The 16,139-nt window shown below is 65.5% G+C and carries 17 protein-coding genes; all 17 read right to left on the reverse strand.

The features are described 5' to 3' along the window. On the reverse strand, positions 1–1,182 hold the full coding sequence (locus KAR29_RS08915) for a DUF3084 domain-containing protein (protein ID WP_274372651.1): 1,182 nt from the start codon (positions 1,180–1,182) through the stop codon (positions 1–3). A 288-nt stretch (positions 1,183–1,470) separates the two neighbouring features. Then, on the reverse strand, positions 1,471–2,820 hold the full coding sequence (gene lat, locus KAR29_RS08920; RefSeq protein ID WP_274372652.1) for an L-lysine 6-transaminase: 1,350 nt from the start codon (positions 2,818–2,820) through the stop codon (positions 1,471–1,473). Positions 2,821–3,098: 278 nt separating this feature from the next. Then, positions 3,099–4,230, reverse strand: a protein-coding gene (locus KAR29_RS08925; protein WP_274372332.1) for an IS3 family transposase whose coding sequence is annotated in 2 segments (ribosomal slippage) — positions 3,099–3,963 and positions 3,962–4,230 — 1,134 coding nt in all. Because the reading frame shifts where the segments join, the coding sequence is not laid out codon by codon here. A gap of 82 nt (positions 4,231–4,312) precedes the next feature. After that, entirely contained in the window at positions 4,313–5,497 is a 1,185-nt protein-coding gene (locus tag KAR29_RS13975; RefSeq protein ID WP_311135583.1) for a YkgJ family cysteine cluster protein, read from the reverse strand. Positions 5,498–5,666: 169 nt separating this feature from the next. Beyond that, positions 5,667–5,978: a hypothetical protein gene (locus KAR29_RS08935; RefSeq protein ID WP_274372654.1), complete on the reverse strand. Its 312-nt coding sequence runs from the start codon at positions 5,976–5,978 to the stop codon at positions 5,667–5,669. After that, positions 5,978–7,084, reverse strand: a complete 1,107-nt coding sequence (locus KAR29_RS08940; RefSeq protein ID WP_274372655.1) for a flagellar basal body P-ring protein FlgI — start codon at positions 7,082–7,084, stop codon at positions 5,978–5,980. The genes KAR29_RS08935 and KAR29_RS08940 overlap by 1 nt, the downstream gene beginning before the upstream one ends. An 18-nt stretch (positions 7,085–7,102) precedes the next feature. Further along, positions 7,103–7,681, reverse strand: a complete 579-nt coding sequence (locus KAR29_RS08945; RefSeq protein ID WP_274372656.1) for a flagellar basal body L-ring protein FlgH — start codon at positions 7,679–7,681, stop codon at positions 7,103–7,105. After that, entirely contained in the window at positions 7,678–8,556 is an 879-nt protein-coding gene (gene flgA, locus KAR29_RS08950) for a flagellar basal body P-ring formation chaperone FlgA (protein WP_274372657.1), read from the reverse strand. The genes KAR29_RS08945 and flgA overlap by 4 nt, the downstream gene beginning before the upstream one ends. Positions 8,557–8,566: 10 nt before the next feature. Next, on the reverse strand, positions 8,567–9,355 hold the full coding sequence (gene flgG / locus KAR29_RS08955) for a flagellar basal-body rod protein FlgG (RefSeq protein WP_274372658.1): 789 nt from the start codon (positions 9,353–9,355) through the stop codon (positions 8,567–8,569). Positions 9,356–9,375: 20 nt separating this feature from the next. Next, on the reverse strand, positions 9,376–10,170 hold the full coding sequence (locus KAR29_RS08960; protein WP_274372659.1) for a flagellar hook-basal body protein: 795 nt from the start codon (positions 10,168–10,170) through the stop codon (positions 9,376–9,378). 17 nt (positions 10,171–10,187) lie between these two features. Next, complete coding sequence (gene mreB, locus KAR29_RS08965; RefSeq protein WP_274372660.1) at positions 10,188–11,231, reverse strand: rod shape-determining protein; 1,044 nt, start codon at positions 11,229–11,231, stop codon at positions 10,188–10,190. 282 nt (positions 11,232–11,513) lie between these two features. Beyond that, the gene (truA, locus tag KAR29_RS08970) at positions 11,514–12,305 is read right to left on the reverse strand and encodes a tRNA pseudouridine(38-40) synthase TruA (RefSeq protein WP_274372661.1); all 792 of its coding nucleotides are present in this window, start codon (positions 12,303–12,305) and stop codon (positions 11,514–11,516) included. Between the two features lie 2 nt (positions 12,306–12,307). Further along, positions 12,308–13,117: an energy-coupling factor transporter transmembrane component T family protein gene (locus tag KAR29_RS08975; RefSeq protein ID WP_274372662.1), complete on the reverse strand. Its 810-nt coding sequence runs from the start codon at positions 13,115–13,117 to the stop codon at positions 12,308–12,310. Continuing rightward, positions 13,105–13,956: an ATP-binding cassette domain-containing protein gene (locus KAR29_RS08980; RefSeq protein ID WP_274372663.1), complete on the reverse strand. Its 852-nt coding sequence runs from the start codon at positions 13,954–13,956 to the stop codon at positions 13,105–13,107. The genes KAR29_RS08975 and KAR29_RS08980 overlap by 13 nt, the downstream gene beginning before the upstream one ends. Then, a complete protein-coding gene (locus KAR29_RS08985) occupies positions 13,947–14,744 on the reverse strand; it encodes an ATP-binding cassette domain-containing protein (RefSeq protein ID WP_274372664.1) in 798 nt (265 codons plus the stop codon). Before KAR29_RS08985 ends, KAR29_RS08980 begins: the two co-directional genes overlap by 10 nt. Before the next feature lie 35 nt (positions 14,745–14,779). Continuing rightward, positions 14,780–15,133 carry a 50S ribosomal protein L17 gene (gene rplQ, locus KAR29_RS08990; RefSeq protein WP_274372665.1) on the reverse strand — a complete coding sequence of 118 codons (354 nt, stop codon included), beginning with the start codon at positions 15,131–15,133 and terminating at the stop codon, positions 14,780–14,782. Positions 15,134–15,138: 5 nt separating this feature from the next. Further along, the gene (locus KAR29_RS08995; RefSeq protein WP_274372666.1) at positions 15,139–16,131 is read right to left on the reverse strand and encodes a DNA-directed RNA polymerase subunit alpha; all 993 of its coding nucleotides are present in this window, start codon (positions 16,129–16,131) and stop codon (positions 15,139–15,141) included. Positions 16,132–16,139: the final 8 nt, after the last annotated feature.

The raw sequence follows: 16,139 nt of genomic DNA on the forward strand, positions 1-16,139 counted from the left end.
TCAGGGGATATCTTCGACGTGAAGTCGGACCCGTACGGGGCCTTCGCTGTAGGTCTCCTCATCGACGACGACGACGACGCGGGCTTCCGAGGTTCGATCGGAGAGGGATTCGACGGCCTCGAAAAACTCGGTGGCCGTCAGATTGCCGACGGTTTTGTGGAGCGGATCGGGAAGGAGTCCGTCCGACACGGCCAGGGCGTTGACCTGGCGCAGAAGGGCGTAAAGGGACTCCTCCACCTGCTGGCGATTCTGTCCGGCCGGCATGATCTTTTCTATAAGGATCTGACCGGCCCCGTAGACGCGGGCACTGACGTAGGTCCGGGGATCGAGGGAGACCGTCTCGCCCCGGAGGGCGTTGGAGGCGGCGAGAAAGCGCAGGACCAGGCGATGAGGCGATCCCGTGAGGGTTTCGACGAGGTAGCTCTCGGCCGAAGAGCTGAGGTTGAAGCGGACGTCCTCGACGTCTCCCCCGAAGCGGAGGGCCACGAAGTGACGGGCCCGGTTGCGGGCCTCGGCGATGAGGACCTCCACCTCGTGGCGACGGCTTCCGGCGGGGACGGGAACCTGAGAGAGAAGCTCGCCGGCGAAGACGACGATATGTCCCTCGCGGACCTCGTCGAGCCCCTCTCGAAGACCGTCTGCCTCGGCCTTGAGGCCGGAGACGACCGATTCGAGTTCCTTCCTGTTTTTCTTGAGGGTCTGCGTCTCCCCCTCGAGCCGTTTCTTCTCCGACTCGGCCTGTTCCAGCCGGGCCCGCACGTCGGAAAGGTCGCTCTGAGCGGCTTCGAGACGTTTTTCGATATCGAAGAGCTCCTGCTGTTTTGTCAGAAGAGAACTCTGGCTTTCGAAAAGCTGCTGCTCCATGTCGACGAATTCTTCGCGGCTCTCCTGAAGCTGGCCCGTGAGTTCCGTGATCTGGCGCTGGACGTATTTCATGCTGAAGAGGGCCGTACGGACGCTGTCGGAGGCGACGGAGAGGACCGCGAGGATTCCCAGGGCGATGAGAAGGCCTGTGACGGCCGTGATGATGGACGAGGTATCGCGCGGCCTGAGGCCGAAAAGGGAGATGCGCTTCTTTCCGATGCGCATGCCGAGACGATCTCCCGCGTAGGCGACGATGGAGCTGACGAGAAGCACGGAGAGGATGAGCTGCCAGTTCATCTCTCCCAAAGTCAGGATCATCTCATCGCCCCCTTTCTCCTCACAAAGCTATCACAAAGCCTTTGCCGACGCCATCGGTAAAGCCTGCCTTTCGTGCCCCGGCGGCGTTCGTCTTCCTTGTTGTATGGTTCGGAGCTGCATGGTTCGGACTGTCCGGCGGCGACGTCCGATGTCCCCGGAATAGGGCGATCCCCCTCGGGGCCGCGAGAACTCGATTCTCCATACCTTGATTCTCCATACAAGGAGGAAGGGGACGCCTTTTCGGCGTCCCCTTCCTCCTCGGGGAGAGAGCGCGGTCGCGACGGGGGACTAGAGGGTCTTGAGCACGCTGCGGGTGATCTCGATGCCCCGAGCCAGATCCTCGACGGGGACGTTGAGGGCCGGACGGTAGCGGATGGAGGAGCCGCCGCAGGGAAGGATGAGCATCCTCTTCGCCCAGAGGGCCTTGAGGACCTTGTCGCGGTCGGCGGCGTTGCGGAAGTCGTAGGCGCACATGAGTCCCTTGCCCCGGACGTTGCAGAGCAGGTGGGGGAACTCGGCCTCCAGTTCCTTCAGACCGTTGTAGAGGGCCGGACCGGCCGTGTTCGACACGTAGTCCAGAATGTTGTCGTCGCGGTAGATCTCCAGGTAGCGCGTCGAACGGACCATGTCGACGACGGTGCCGCCCCAGGTCGAGTTGATCCGGCTCGAGACCTTGAAGCAGTTGTCCTCCACCTCGTCGACCCTCGGACCGGCGCAGAGGCCGCAGATCTGGGCCTTCTTGCCGAAGCAGAAGATGTCCGGCTTCACTCCGTGGTGCTCCCAGGCCCACATCTTGCCCGTGACGCCCATGCCGCACTGCACTTCGTCGAAGATGAGGAGGATGTCGTTCTCGTCGGCGATCTCGCGGAGTTTCTTCATGAATTCCGTCCGGAACTGGTTGTCGCCGCCCTCGCCCTGGATGGTCTCGATGATGATGGCGCAGATGTCGTCGGGGTTGTCGGCCAGAGCCTGTCTGATCTGCTTCTCCGCCACCGTCTCCAGCCACTGGACGACGCCCAGATGGTCCTCGAGGGGCCAGGTGATCTTGGGGTTGATCACGCGGGGCCAGTCGTATTTGGCGAAGAACTGGTATTTGTTGGGGTCGTTCGTGTTGGTCACGGAGAGGGTGTAGCCGCTGCGGCCGTGGAAGGCGTCGTTGAAGTGAATGACCTTCGTTCCCTTCGTTCCCCGGATGGCCTGACCCTTGGTGATCTTGCCCTGGGCGAGGAGCTTGCGGACCTTCCAGTCCATGGCGACCTTGAAGGCGTTCTCGACGGCCAGGGTTCCGTAGTCGATGAAGAAGAGGTGGTCGAAGCCCTCGGGCTTGGCCACTTCGGCGAAGGTCTTGACGAACTCGGCCATTTCGACGGTGTAGATGTCGGAGCTGGCCACCTTGTTGATGGCCGAGCGGAAGATCTTCTCCTTGAATTCGTCGTTGGCCAGCTTGGGATGGTTCATGCCGAAGGGGGCCGAGGCGAAGAAGGTGTAGAAGTCGAGCCACTGGTCTCCCGTGGCGGCGTCGACGATATGGCTACCCTTGGATTTCTCCATGTCGATGACGATGTCGAAACCGTCACGGAGAACCCACTTGGCAATGGTGTCGAAGACCTGGTTGGGCTTAACGGAGCACTGAGTCATGGAAACTGCCTCCTCCTTCCGAAGCTACCCTGAAAGAATCCGAACGATCAACCTAGGCGGATTATAAGTTTATGACCTCAATGACTACGGCCTCATTTTATTCCATGAGTACAGCTCTTGCAAGTCCATCTTGAGATAACTTGAGTCTTTTATGCAAGTTCTTTTATTCACCATTGAACCACAGCTATTCTTCAGGTCATAGATCGGGGAAAGGCGTCGTCGCCAGAATATGGTGGACCCCATTGTCAAGACCATTTGAGGCCCGAAGTTAGTTAAAGTCAGACCGCCATCGGTCCCTCCCGGTCGGCAAAGTGAACCTCCCGCGGTGTCCTGTAGTTCAGTGAGGAGTGAAGCCTTTCGTCGTTGTAGAAGTCCATATACTCCCGCAGGCCGCAGCGGAGATCGCGGACCCGCTCGTAGTCGTTCAAGTAGAGCCACTCATACTTGAGGGTCCGCCAGAAGCGTTCCACGAAGATGTTGTCGAGGGCCCTGCCACGACCGTCCATGCTGATCCGGATCTCCTTTTCCTTGAGCAGAGACAGAAAGGCCTTACTGGTGAACTGACAGCCCTGGTCGGTGTTGAAGATCTCCGGCGTTCCCTGCCGAAGGGCCCTGTCGAGGGCGACGACGCAGAACTCTGCGTCCAGGGTGTTGGAAAGTTCCCAGGAGAGGACGAAGCGGCTGTGCCAATCGATGACGGCCGCGAGGTACATGAAACCGCCACTCATCGGGAGGTAGGTGACATCGGTGCTCCAGACCTGATTCGGTCTGACGATGACGGCGTTCCGGAGCAGGTAGGGATAAATCTCATGTTCGGGGTGAGGCTTGCTGGTTCCCGGTTTGGGGCCAATCCCTTCGAGCCCCATAAGCCTCATCAGCCGTCCGATCCGTTTGCGGTTCACGTCCTGTCCCTGTCGACGCAGCCAGGCCGTCATCCGGCGGCTCCCGTAAGAGGGGGCGCAGGTGTACCGGCCGTCGATGAGCTCCATGATTTCAAGGTTCTCCGCCGTCTCCGTCGCGGAAGAGCTCGCGTAGTAGAAGCTGGACCGGTTAAGATCAAGGAGGTCACATTGCCGACGAACACTGATCGAAGGGTGCTCGGGATCGATGGAGGTCCGCTTTCCCTCAAGCGTCAGCGCCTGATTTTTTTTTGAGCCAGTCGAGCTCCATCTTGAGCCGACCGATCTCCTGGTAGAGGGGGGCCATCGACGTCTCGACATCCATCGGAGTGCCTTTGCGTTGAAAGATCTCCGGACCCCCTTGCAGAAGCTGCTTCTTCCACTGACCGATCTGGACGGCGGAAACCTCGAACTCACCCGACAATTGAGCCAGGGTCTTATCCCCTTTCAGGGCAGCGAAGGCTACTTTGCTTTTGAACTCCGCTGAACGCCTCTGTCGCTTGGCTGCCATGATGTCCCCTCTCTTTCTGGGACCCTATGATACAGCCCGACTTCAACTGCAACTTAGCTCGTGGTCCAGTTTTCGGGGTCCACTATAGAAGGGCCGCGATCTCCTCGCCGGAGTGTTCTTTTCCCTGGTTCATTCCCGGGCAGCGGCGACTCTCCTCCATCCAGGCACGAGGCGAGGCCAGAAGGGAGGGCCAGAAGGGAAAGAGCCGACACTGGAGGGGCCTGAGGCCGTAGACGGTACAGCGGCCCGTGGCGCCGTCCAGCAGGCGGCATTCGCCGTTGGCCTTTTCGACGATGCTGGGGCGACCGTAGCGCCCCGTCACGTAGCGGCGGCGAAACTCCTCCAGGTTCGACGCGATTCGTGCGGCAAGCATTCTTTCTTCCTCTTCGGTGAACCATATGGCCCCCGGTTCACCGCGACAGCAACGGCCGCAACCCAGACACTCAAACTTTAAACCTGTCCACCACCAGGGTTTATCCGATTTCGGACCGTCCATATCCGTCGCTCCCTTCAGTTCATCTTTTGACGCCGGAGACCCACCGCCCCTTCGGGGCGGGCGCGGGCAGGATGGCCACGCTCCCAGGGAAAGCTCGTCGCTTCGGCGGCGACGACGTGGGGAAACCTCTCCGCCCCTCCGGGGCGGGCGCGGGCAGGATGCCCACGCTCCCAGGGAAAACCCGTCGCCGGAGGGCCGACTTTCCCGGACCGCGCGACTCCATTCGGCCGGGGGCCCTATCGGGAGCGCCGCTTCGCCTGGCCGCGAGGGTTTTGCCCCTGCTGGGAGCGCGGCCATCCTTGGCGGCGCGCGGGACGGATTTTTCGTCCCGCAGGGTTTTCCTCCTCGGTCGCCGTCGCTTCGGCGGCAACGGCATGGGGAAACCCCTCCGCCCCTTCGGGGCGGGCGCGGGCAGGATGCCCACGCTCCCAGGGAAAGCTCGTCGCTTCGGCGGCGACGACGTGGGGAAACCCCTCCGCCCCTCCGGGACGGGCGCGGGCAGGATGCCCACGCTCCCAGGAAAAACCCGTCGCTCCGGCGGCGACGACGTGGGGAAACCCCTCCGCCCCTCCGGGACGGGCGCGGGCAGGATGCCCACGCTCCCAGGGCAAGCCCGTCGCCGGAGGGCCGACTTTTCCGGACCGCGCGACTCCATTCGGCCGGGGACCCTATCGGGAGCGCGGCTTCGCCTGGCCGCGAGGGTTTTGCCCTCGCCGGGAGTGCCGTTTCGCCTGACCGCGGGGGTTTTGCCCCTGCTGGGAGCGCGGCCATCCTGGCGGCGCGCGGGACGGGTTTTTCGTCCCGCAGGGTTTCCCTCCTCGGTCGCCGTCGCTCCGGCGGCGACGGCGTGCGTGCAGGGAGACCACCGCCCCTTCGGGGCGGACGCCGAGGGGGAGTCCCGTCTGCCGTCGGGACTCCCCCTCGGTATTCTCCCCGCCCCTCAGCTTCGCTTCGCTTCGGGCAGGGCCTTGACGAGCTGGCTGTAGAGGACTTTCCAGAGGCCGACGCCCTCTCCTTCGCTGAGGCTTTCCGAGGACATTTCCACGGCCAGGTCTTCGAGGACGGCGTAGGTCCGTTTGTCTCCGGCGCCGAGGGCCCGGGCGCTTTTCATCATGTTTTTCCAGAGATCGGCGAGGAAGATGCCCTCGAAGTCGCGGCAGGCCTCTTCGAGTCTGGCCTTTTCCCGGTCATCGGCGGCGCGTCCTGAGGGCAGAAGCGACGGGACACCGGCGGACTTCCCGACGGGGTCCATCACATCACCACCAGTTCGCCGTGAAGGGCGCCGGCCCTGTCGATGGCCTGGAGGATGGCGATCATGTCGCGGGGCGAGGCGCCGACGCCGTTGAGGGCCGCGACGAGTTCGTCGACCGTTCCCGCCTCGGGAACGGTGATGAGCTGTCCTCCCCCCTCCTGGGCGGAGACGGCCGTGCGGGGGACGACGGCGGTCTGGCCCTGCCCGAAGGGCTGCGGCTGGGAGACCTGGGGCTGCTCCACGACCTGGACTGTGAGGTTGCCGTGGGCGACGGCGACGGTGTCGATGCGGACGTTGCCGCCCATGACGACGGTGCCGGTCCTTTCGTTGACGACGACGCGGGCCGTCGCGTCGGGACGGACGGGAAGGGCTTCGAGCTCGGCGATGAAGGCCGAGGGAGTGGCCGCGTAGGCCGGAGGGATGGCGACTTCGACGCGACCGGCATCTTCGGGGCGGGCGACGGCGCCGAACTGGGCGTTGATGGCCTCGGCCATGCGACGGGCCGTGGTGAAGTCGGGCTGGTTGAGGAGGAGGGAGAGGGTACCCCCGGGGCCGGTGAAGGAGGAGGCCACCTCCCGTTCGACGAGGACGCCTCCGGCGATGCGGCCCGTGGTGGTGATGTTTTTGGAGACGGAGGCGGCCTGTCCGCCCGCCGAGAAGCCGCCGACGAGGACGGGCCCCTGGACGGCGGCGTAGACGGCGCCGTTGGCGGCCTTGAGGGGCGTCTGGAGGAGGACGCCTCCTTCGAGGCTTTTGGCGTCGCCCATGGCCGAGACGCGGGCGTCGAGGGCCTGGCCCGGCCGGGCGAAGGGGGGAAGGTCGGCGGTGACGGAGACGACGGCGGAGTTGCGGCTTTTGAGGTCTCCCGCGTCGATGGAGATGCCGAACTGGTCGACCATGTTCTTCATCATCCGCAGGACGAGGTCTCCTCGGTCCCCCGTTCCCTGAAGGCCGACGACGAGGCCCATGCCCACGAGTTGGTTCGATCGGGCACCGCCGACGGTGGCCAGGTCCTTGAGACGGACCTGGGCCGCGGCGGAGGGCAGGGCCGACGCGACGGCGAGGAGGATAAGGAGGGAAAGAAGGGTCTTCCCGATGTTTTTCATGACGGTCCCTCCCGATGGCTAGAAAATGGTCTGGAGAATCTGGGTGAGGATGCCCGGCTTCTGGAGGCGGCCGACGCTGCCCTTTCCTTCGACGGAGAGGGTGGCGTTGGCGACGCGGTCGCTGGCGACGCTGTTGTCGGGGCCGACGTCCTGGGGGCGGATGACGCCCTCGATGCGCAGGCGCAGGTTCTCCTCGTGGGTCCGCACGTTGCGGCTGCCTTCGATGACGAGGTTGCCGTTGGGCAGGACTTCGGTGACGAGGCAGGTGATGGTCGTCGTCAGGGTGTGTTTGCGCTCCGTCGAGGCGTCACCGGTCATGGTGCTGCTGCTGCCGAAGCCGAGCTTTTTGATGAAGTCGAAGATGCCGACTCCGTCGGCCACCTCCGATGCGTTGGTCTTGCTGAGGTCGGTCTTACCCTCGTCTTTCGTCGACGTCTTTTCGGCCACGGTGACGGTGACGATGTCGCCGACACGGGTGGGGCGACGGTCGGCGAAGAGGTTCGCCGAGTCGCTCCAGAGCGAGTCGGCCCAGGCCGGCAGAGCCAGGGCGAGGACGATCAGGAAGACCGGGAGGGCTTTTCTTTTCATGACGTTCATCTCGCTTCCACCACTCCGGGACCGACGACGACGGCTTCGACGACGACCCTGCTTTCCATGTTCCTCACGCGCACCGTTTCGCCGAGGGCGCCGCTGTCGAGGGCCTGGGCGGAGGCGACGACGACGAGGGATCCCGAGCGGGCCCGAAGGATGACGCGGTCACGCCTCTCGACGAGGGGAAGGGTCTCGAAGTCGCCCCGCGTCAGGGCCGATCCGGCCGGGACGTCCCGGGCGAGACGGCTGCCGAGGAGGCCTTCGAGCGAGAAGGGGATGTCGCGGAGGCTGTCCCTCTCGACGGTGCGCAGGAAGAGGTCTCCCTCCCTGAGGACATCGCCTTTTTTGAGAGGGCGCGTCGCGACGGGGGCGGGCTGGAACCAGCGCAGGCGGACCGGCAGGGCTCTCTCGCCTCCGTCGGGGAGGCGAAGCCGGAGCGTGACCGACGCTTCGCCGATCTGCACGGTCTGGCCCGCGGCGATCCGGGCTCCCCGGGGGAGGTCGACGGGGCTGGCCTCGAGTCCCCAGGGCCATCCGACGAGGGCCTTGACGAGGCCCGCCGTCGTCCCGGCACCGGCGACGCTGACGCTTTCGGCCATGACGATGCGGAGTCGGATGCCGCCGATGCCGGCCTCCTGGAGGGCGTCGATGACGTCTTTGCGGGTGAGTCGCCCCTGGCGGTCGGGGTGGACGGTCAGGCCCGAGACGACGCGGACCAGCTCGGCGTCGCCGCCGAGGGCGGCGACTTCGCCGAGGGAAACGACGCCTCCCCGGGCCTGGACGGAGGCGGGGATTTCGATGCTGAGGTCGGCGGCCCACGCCGCACCTGCCGCGAGGAGCAGGGCCAGAAGAAGCGGCGCCAGGCGAAGGGGGGCTCTCACGGCGGCACCTCTAGCGCTTGAGGCTGTTGGCGATGCGGAGGAGGTCGTCGGCGGTCTGGATGGTCTTCGAGTTGGCCTCGTAGGCCCTCTGGGCGACGATCATGTTGACCATCTCCTCGACGACCTGGACGTTGGACATTTCGATGAAGCGGTGGAGAACGTAGCCGATTCCCTCGTCGCCGGGCGCTCCGACGATGGGTTCGCCGCTGGCGTCGGTCTCGCGGAAGAGGTTTTTGCCCACAGCCTTGAGGCCTCCTGGGTTGACGAAGCGGGCCAGCTCGATATCCCCCACTTCCTGCTGGTCCGGGTCGGCGACGGTGGTGATGGAGACGACGCCGGTGGGGCTGATGGAGATGCTCGTCGTGTCGTCGGGGACGACGATGTTGGGTTCCAGGAGGTAGCCGTTGGAGGTGACGATCTGCCCATCGCCGTCGCGACGCCAGGAGCCGTCGCGGGTGTAGGCGATCTCGCCGTCGGGAAGGACGACCTGGAAGAAGCCGTCTCCCTCGATGGCCATGTCGTAGTCGCCGCCGGTTTCCGTAAGGTTGCCCTCGTTCATCATGCGGTTCGTGCCGACGACGCGCGTTCCCAGGCCGACCTGGATGCCCGTGGGGACGACGGAACCGACCTCGACGGGAGCGCCGGGCTCCCTATCGATCTGGTAAAGCAGGTCCTCGAAGTCGGCCCGGACTTTTTTGAAGCCCGTCGTGTTGACGTTGGCGAGGTTGTTGGCGACGACGTCGAGATGGGTCTGTTGAGCGACCATTCCCGAGGCGCCCGTCCAAAGGGATCGCAGCATGTCCGTCTACCTCCTTCTGTCTACCCTGTCTTGCCGAAGGCCGTCGTGAGACGCGAGGCCGACTCGTCCTGGGTGGTGACGCACTTGGCCGAGGCCTCGTAGGCCCGGTGGGCATCCATCATGCGGACCATCTCCTCGACGACGTGGACGTTGGACATCTCCAGGGCGCCGGGGATGATCCGGTAGTTATCCAGGTCCTGAGCGGCCCCGGAGGCTTCCGTCTCGGTGACGAGGCTCTTGCCGACCTGACGGAGCCACGTCGGGTTTTCGAAGGTGACGAAACGGAGGTTGCCGACGATCTCTCCGTCGACGGAGATCTGGCCTCCGTCGCCGATGAGAAGCTCCTGTCCCTCGCCGAATTCGATGTCGCCTCCGTCGCCCTGGACGCGGTAGCCGTCGTGGGTCACGAGGCGCCCCTGATCGTCGCGGACGAAGTGGCCCGACCGGGTGTAAAAGACGTTGCCTCCGTCGTCGGTGACGACGAAGTAGCCCTCTTCGCCGGCGGCGACGTCGAGGGGGTTGCCCGTGACCTGGACGGAGCCGGCCGAGGTGCGCAGGGCCGTTTCGGAGAGGACGGTGGTGAGGGCGGCGTCGCCGATGGGCGTCTTTCCGCCGAGGACGAGCCGGCGTTCGACCCCGAAGCGTTTCTCGTCGGCCTCGATGCGGCTCATGAGAAGGGAGGGGAAGGCCTCGTTGACGGCCCGTCTTCCCCTGAAGCCGCTGGTGCCGACGTTGGCCAGGTTGTTGGCGGCGACGTCGATGCCGGCGCTCTGGACGAGCATGGCCGAAGTTCCGGTGTAGATGCCTCGAAACACGGTAGGGCCCCCTTTAGCTAGCCCCCGAGGCGTCGGCCTCCCTTGCGAATGGCGGGAATGACGGTGCCGGAGACGCGCAGTCTGTCCAGTTCCTCCAGCGCCTTGCCCGTGCCGAGGGCGACGCACTCCATGGGGTGATCTGCGATGTAGCAGGAGATGTCGGTCTCTTCCATGACCCGCTCGGGAAGGCCTTTGAGAAGGGCGCCTCCGCCGGTGAGGACGATTCCTCTGTCTATGATATCGGCTGCCAGCTCGGGCGGCGTTAGCTCCAGGACCTTGCGGATTCCCTCGATGATCTGCTGGACCGTCTCCTCGATGGCCTGGGAGACGGCGAAGCTGGTGATCTCGATCTGTCGGGGCAGGCCGTGGATGAGGTCCCGTCCCCTGATGGCGAGGGATTTCTCCTCGTCTCTGGGGAAGCAGGTGCCGATCTGGATCTTGAGGTCCTCCGACGTCTGTTCGCCGATGGCCAGGTTGAACTGTTTGCGGACGTAACGGGTGATGGCCTCGTCGAAACGGTCGCCGCCGACGCGGAGCGATTCGGAGACGACGATGCCTCCGAGGGAGATGACGGCGATGTCGGTCGTTCCGCCGCCGATGTCGACGACCATGTTGCCCCGCGGTTCGGCGACGTCGAGGTTGGCGCCGATGCCGGAGGCCATGGGCTCTTCGATGAGGTAGGCCTCCTTGGCGCCCACTTCGATGGCCGCCTCGAGAACGGCGCGACGCTCCACGTCGGTGGCCCCCGAGGGGACGCAGATCATGACGCGGTTGCGGAAGAGCCGTCCCATTCCGGAGGTGATTTTTTTCAGAAAGTAGTGGAGCATGACTTCCGTTATGGTGTAGTCGGCGATGACGCCATCCCGCAGGGGACGGACGGCGACGACGTGTCCCGGCGTCCGCCCCAGCATGCGCTTGGCCTCGGAGCCGACGGCGAGAACCTTGCCCGTGTTCTGGTCGACGGCGACGACGGAGGGTTCGCGCATGACGACGCCCTTACCCCTGACGTAGATGAGGACCGTGGCGGTGCCGAGGTCGATACCGATGTCCTTGCCCCACATCCTCGTGACCTCCTTACTTCCCTTCGGTTTCGCCGGTTGCGGCGGAAACTGCAGTAATGACTATAGCGCCATCGCGACGCTCTCACAAGTTGAAGGATTGTCCCCGAATCGGCAGACTCGCCGGGGCGAACGCCTCCGGGACCGGCGATTCGAGGTCCGCTCGAATCCCCCTGCCGGCAGGGCTTCGAGGCAGATTCCCGGTCCGGCCGCGGGGCGGCCGGACCGGGGTTTCCGCCGCAGAGCTTCGAGGGGGGAGCCTCCGGCCGTCGGGCCGAGTGGAGTCTATTCTTCCACGCCCGTCGCTCGCATGTTTTCCTCCGACGTTTCGCGCCAGGGAGAGGGGACGTAGCCCACCTTCCAGAGAAAGAGCCCCTGAGGGGGCGCCGTCCTTCCCGATTCCTCCCTCCCCTTTCCCCCGAGGAGAGAGGCGAACCAGGAGGGATCCCTTTTCCCCCGGGCGACGGCGTCGAGGCTGCCGACGATGATGCGGACCATGTTGGTCAGAAAGCCACGCCCCCGGATGCGCAGGCGCACGATGGGCCCCCGGCGGAGAAGGGTGACGGCGTAGAGGGTCCTCCGACTCTCGTCGGGACAGTCGGCGGCGCGGCAGAAGGCCCGGAAGTCGTGTGTTCCCGGGAGAAGACGGCAGCAGGCGCGGAGGGGTTCGAGGTCCTGCCACGTCCTGTTGTGCCAGACGTAGGGAGCCAGGTGGGGGTAGCAGCACGTCTCCGTCCAGAGGAAGTAGACATATTCCCGGTATTGCGCGTCATGGCGAGCCCGGAAGGCGCCGTCGACGGGAGCGACGCGGAGGACGCGGAGCGTCTGGGGGAGATTGCCCTCCAGGGCGAGGCGCAGCCGCGACGGCTCCCAGCGCCGGGCCGTGTCGAAGGAGACGACCTGTCCCCGGGCGTGGACGCCGCCGTCGGTCCGCCCCGCGCCCTCGACGACGGACGGGACTCCGTTGAGACGGGTCAGGGCCTCTTCGAGAGCCCCCTGGACGGTGACACTCCCGGCCTGGCGCTGCCAGCCGGAGAAGGCGCTTCCCAGATAGGCGACTTCGGCGGCCCAGCGCATGGTCAGAGGAGGATCCGGTCGGCGACGACGGCGGCGGCGACGACGGCGACGACGACGGCCAAAGCCGCTCCGTCGCGAAGACGCCATTTCAGGGGGTTCAGGCGGGTCCGTCCCCTGCCGCCCCTGTAGCCTCGGGCCTCCATGGCCGTGGCGAGATCGTCGGCCCGCTGGAAGACGATGACGAAAAGGGGGACGAGGACGGGGATGAAGGCCCTCAGACGGCGGACCACGTTGCCCCGATCGAGGTCGGCACCGCGGGCGAGCTGGGCCTTCATGATCCGGTCCGTCTCGTCGAGAAGGGTGGGAATGAAGCGGAGGGCGATGGTCATCATCATGGCCAGGTCGTGGGCCGGGAAGCCCAGAGGGGTCAGCGGCGAGAAGAGCCGTTCCAGGCCGTCGGAAAGTTCCATGGGACTCGTCGTCAGGGTGAGAAGTCCGGCGAAGAGGACGAGGAAGAAAAGACGGAGTCCCATGCGGGCGGCCATGACCAGTCCTTCGCCGGTGATGGAGACGATTCCCCACTGCCAGATCGCCTCTCCTTTGGTGAAGAAGACGTGGATCAGGGCCGTGAGGAGGACGAGGACGACGACGGGACGGGCCGAGCGGAGGACCATCGTCAGCGGGATCCGCGCCAGGAAGGCCAGGCAGGGCAGGAGAAGGGCCCAGAGGGGGAAGAGCCTCAGGTCGGAGACGAGGAAGACGCCCGTGAGGAGGGCGACGGCGGCGACGATTTTGCAGCGGGGGTCGAGGTGGTGTACGAAGGAGTCGGCCGGAACGTACTGGCCCAGGGTCATGTGGTTCAGGAACTGCATCGCGAGACCTCCCCGATGAGGGCACGGGCCACCTCTTCCGGATTCCACGAGAGGGGGACGTTGTAGCCGTATTCGCGGAGCGAGCGGGCGAAGGCCAGCACTTCCGGGAGGACGAGGCCCTGTACGGGACGGTCGAGAAGCTGTTCGACGACGATCGCCGGAGGCCCCCAGAAGAGGGCCCTCCCTCTTTCGAGGACGCAGATTTTGTCGCAGTGGGCCAGGGCCAGCTCCAGGTCGTGAGTGACCTGGACGACGGCGATTCCCTCGCGGCGAAGCCCCTCGACGAGGGCCATGAGGTTCCGGCGCCCCCGGGAATCGAGGCCGGCCGCGGGCTCGTCGAGGACGAGGTAGGAGGGGCGGACGGCGAGGACGGAGGCGATGGCCAGGAGCCTCTTCTGCCCTCCCGAGAGGGAGAAGGGACTCCGTCTCCGGGAAAGGCCGTCGAGGCCGACGAGGGCCAGGGCCGCGTCGACGGCGTCGGGAATCTCCTTCTCGTCGAGCCCCCAGTTGCGGGGACCGAAGGTCATCTCCTCCTCGACGGTCTCGGCGAAGAGCTGCTGTTCCGGGTACTGGAAGACGAGGCCGACGCGGCGCCTGATCTCCCGCAGGTCGGGGCCGCCCTTGACGGCCTTGAGGCCGTCGACGGAGACCTCGCCCTCGTCGGCCAGAAGAAGGGCGTTGAGGTGCTGGGCCAGGGTCGACTTGCCACTGCCGGTGTGGCCGACGACGGCGACCCACTGGGCATCGTCGACGGTGAGGGAGACCTCTTTGAGGGCCGTCGTCTCCAGGGGCGTTCCCCTGTGGTAGATGTGGCTGACGTTGCGCAGGATCAGCGACATAGGGCGTCGAGCACCTCCTTGACGCTGGGGCGGACATCGGCTCCGACGACGCCTGCTTCCCGCAGCCGCTGCCAGAGCCGGACGAAGGGGGGCGTCTCCAGTCCCCAGGAGGCGAGGCGATCGGCTCCGAGCGCGAAGAGGTCGACGGGCCGCCCCTGCCAGAGGAGGCGTCCCTCGTCGATGACGGCGACCCTGTGACAGGCGACGACCTCTTCGAGACGGTGGGTGATCTGGACGATGGTCATTCCCCTCCCGTTGAGATCGGCGACGACGTCCATGATCTCTTCCCTCCCCTGGGGGTCGAGCATGGCCGTCGCCTCGTCGAGGACGAGGCAGGGCGGATTTCCGGCGAGAGCGCCCGCTATGGCCAGTCTCTGCTTCTGACCGCCCGAGAGGGTGTAGACGGGACTCCGTTCCTTTCCCCTCAGGCCGCAGACGTCGAGGGCCCAGTCGACGCGTCGGCGGATCTCCTCGGGGGCCATGCCGGCGTTCTCGGGGCCGAAGGCGGCGTCCTCCTCGACGACGGCGGCCACGAGCTGGTTGTCGGGGTTCTGAAAGACCATGGCCACGAGGCGGCGGATGTCATAGAGACCGGCCTCGTCTTTCGTGTCGCGGCCACAGACAAGACAAACGCCCTGCGTGGGCGTGAGCAGGGCGTTGAGGTGTTTGGCGAGAGTCGATTTTCCCGAGCCGTTGGGCCCAAGGAGAGCCAGCCACTCCCCTCCCCTGATTTCGAGGTCGATGCCGTCGAGGACGGCGGTGTCGGTCCGGGGGTAGGTGAAACGCACCCCCTGGAGGACCGACACGAAGCCTTCCGACATGCCTATTCGACCAGCTCGATGACCGCCATCGGCGAGGCGTCGCCCTTGCGATAGCCGAGCTTGACGATTCGGGTGTAGCCGCCGGGCCGGTTGGCGTAGCGGGGCGCCAACTCGTCGAAGAGCTTGGCGACGGCCGGCTTGTGAGGGAGCCTGGAGAGGACGATTCTCCTGTCGTGGAGCGTCTCCCCTTTGGCCCGGGTGATGAGCTTCTCCGCGACGCGGCGAAGCTCCTTGGCCCGCGTCACCGTGGTGGTGATGCTGCCCTCAAGGAAGAGACTGGACGTCATGTTGGCCAGCATGGCCATGCGGTGGCTGCCGTAACGGCCAAGGCGGCGTCTGTCTACGCGATGCCTCATGAGGCTTATTCCTCCTTCGTTTCCTTTTCCGTTTCGGCGGTGATGAGGCTCAGGCCCGCCTGTTCCAGTTTCTCTTCGATCTCCCTGAGGGAGATTTTGCCGAGGTTGCGGATCTTGAGCAGATCTTCCTTGCTCCGGCCGACGAGGTCGCCGATGGAAAGGATGCCGCCCCGGAGGAGGCAGTTCTCGCTCCGGATGGAGAGTTCGAGATCGCGGACGGGCCGGGCGAGGAATCCGTCCTCGTCTCCCGTCGGGGAAGCGCTCTCGTCGCCCTCGGCACCGACGGGAGCGAGAGGCGATTCGACGACGACGGAACGCCCCAGGTCGCCGGCGATCTGGGAGAAGTAGCCCTTGAGGATCTGCGACGATTCGGCGACGGCCTCCTCGGGGGAGATGACGCCGTTGGTCCAGACCTCGAGGACGAGGCTGTCGTAGTCCGTCCTCTGGCCGACCCGGGCCGCCTGCACTTCGTACTTGACGCGCTCCACGGGCGAGAAAAGGGCATCGATGGGGAGGGAGTCGACGGGCAGGTAGGCCGCGCGAGGTCTGTCGTTGGGCAGGTATCCCACGCCCTGTTCGACGTAGAGGTCCATGGCCAGCCTCGCGCCCTCTTCGAGTTCGCAGATGTAGGCATCGGGGTCGACGAAGTCGATCTCGCTGTCGGGCTCGATCATTCCCGCCGTCACCCGACAGGGTCCCTGCGCCTCGAGGCGCAGGATCCGCGATTCCTCTTCGGCGTAACAGCGAACGGGGACATGCTTGAGGTTCAGGACGAGCTCGATGACATCTTCCCGCACTCCGGGAATGGTGCTGAATTCGTGGAGCACTCCCTCGACGCGGACGGCCGTGATGGCCGCGCCCCGCACCGATGACAGCAGGACCCTCCGGAGGGCATTGCCCAAGGTGACGCCGAAGCCCCTTTCAAGGGGCTCGACGACGATCCTGCCGAAGCGGGGGGTGCTTTCCTCGACCCGTATTTCAGGACGGATTGGCTCCATCATTCCCC

Source organism: Aminithiophilus ramosus, assembly GCF_018069705.1.
In the GTDB taxonomy this organism is placed as follows: Bacteria; Synergistota; Synergistia; order Synergistales; family Aminithiophilaceae; genus Aminithiophilus; species Aminithiophilus ramosus.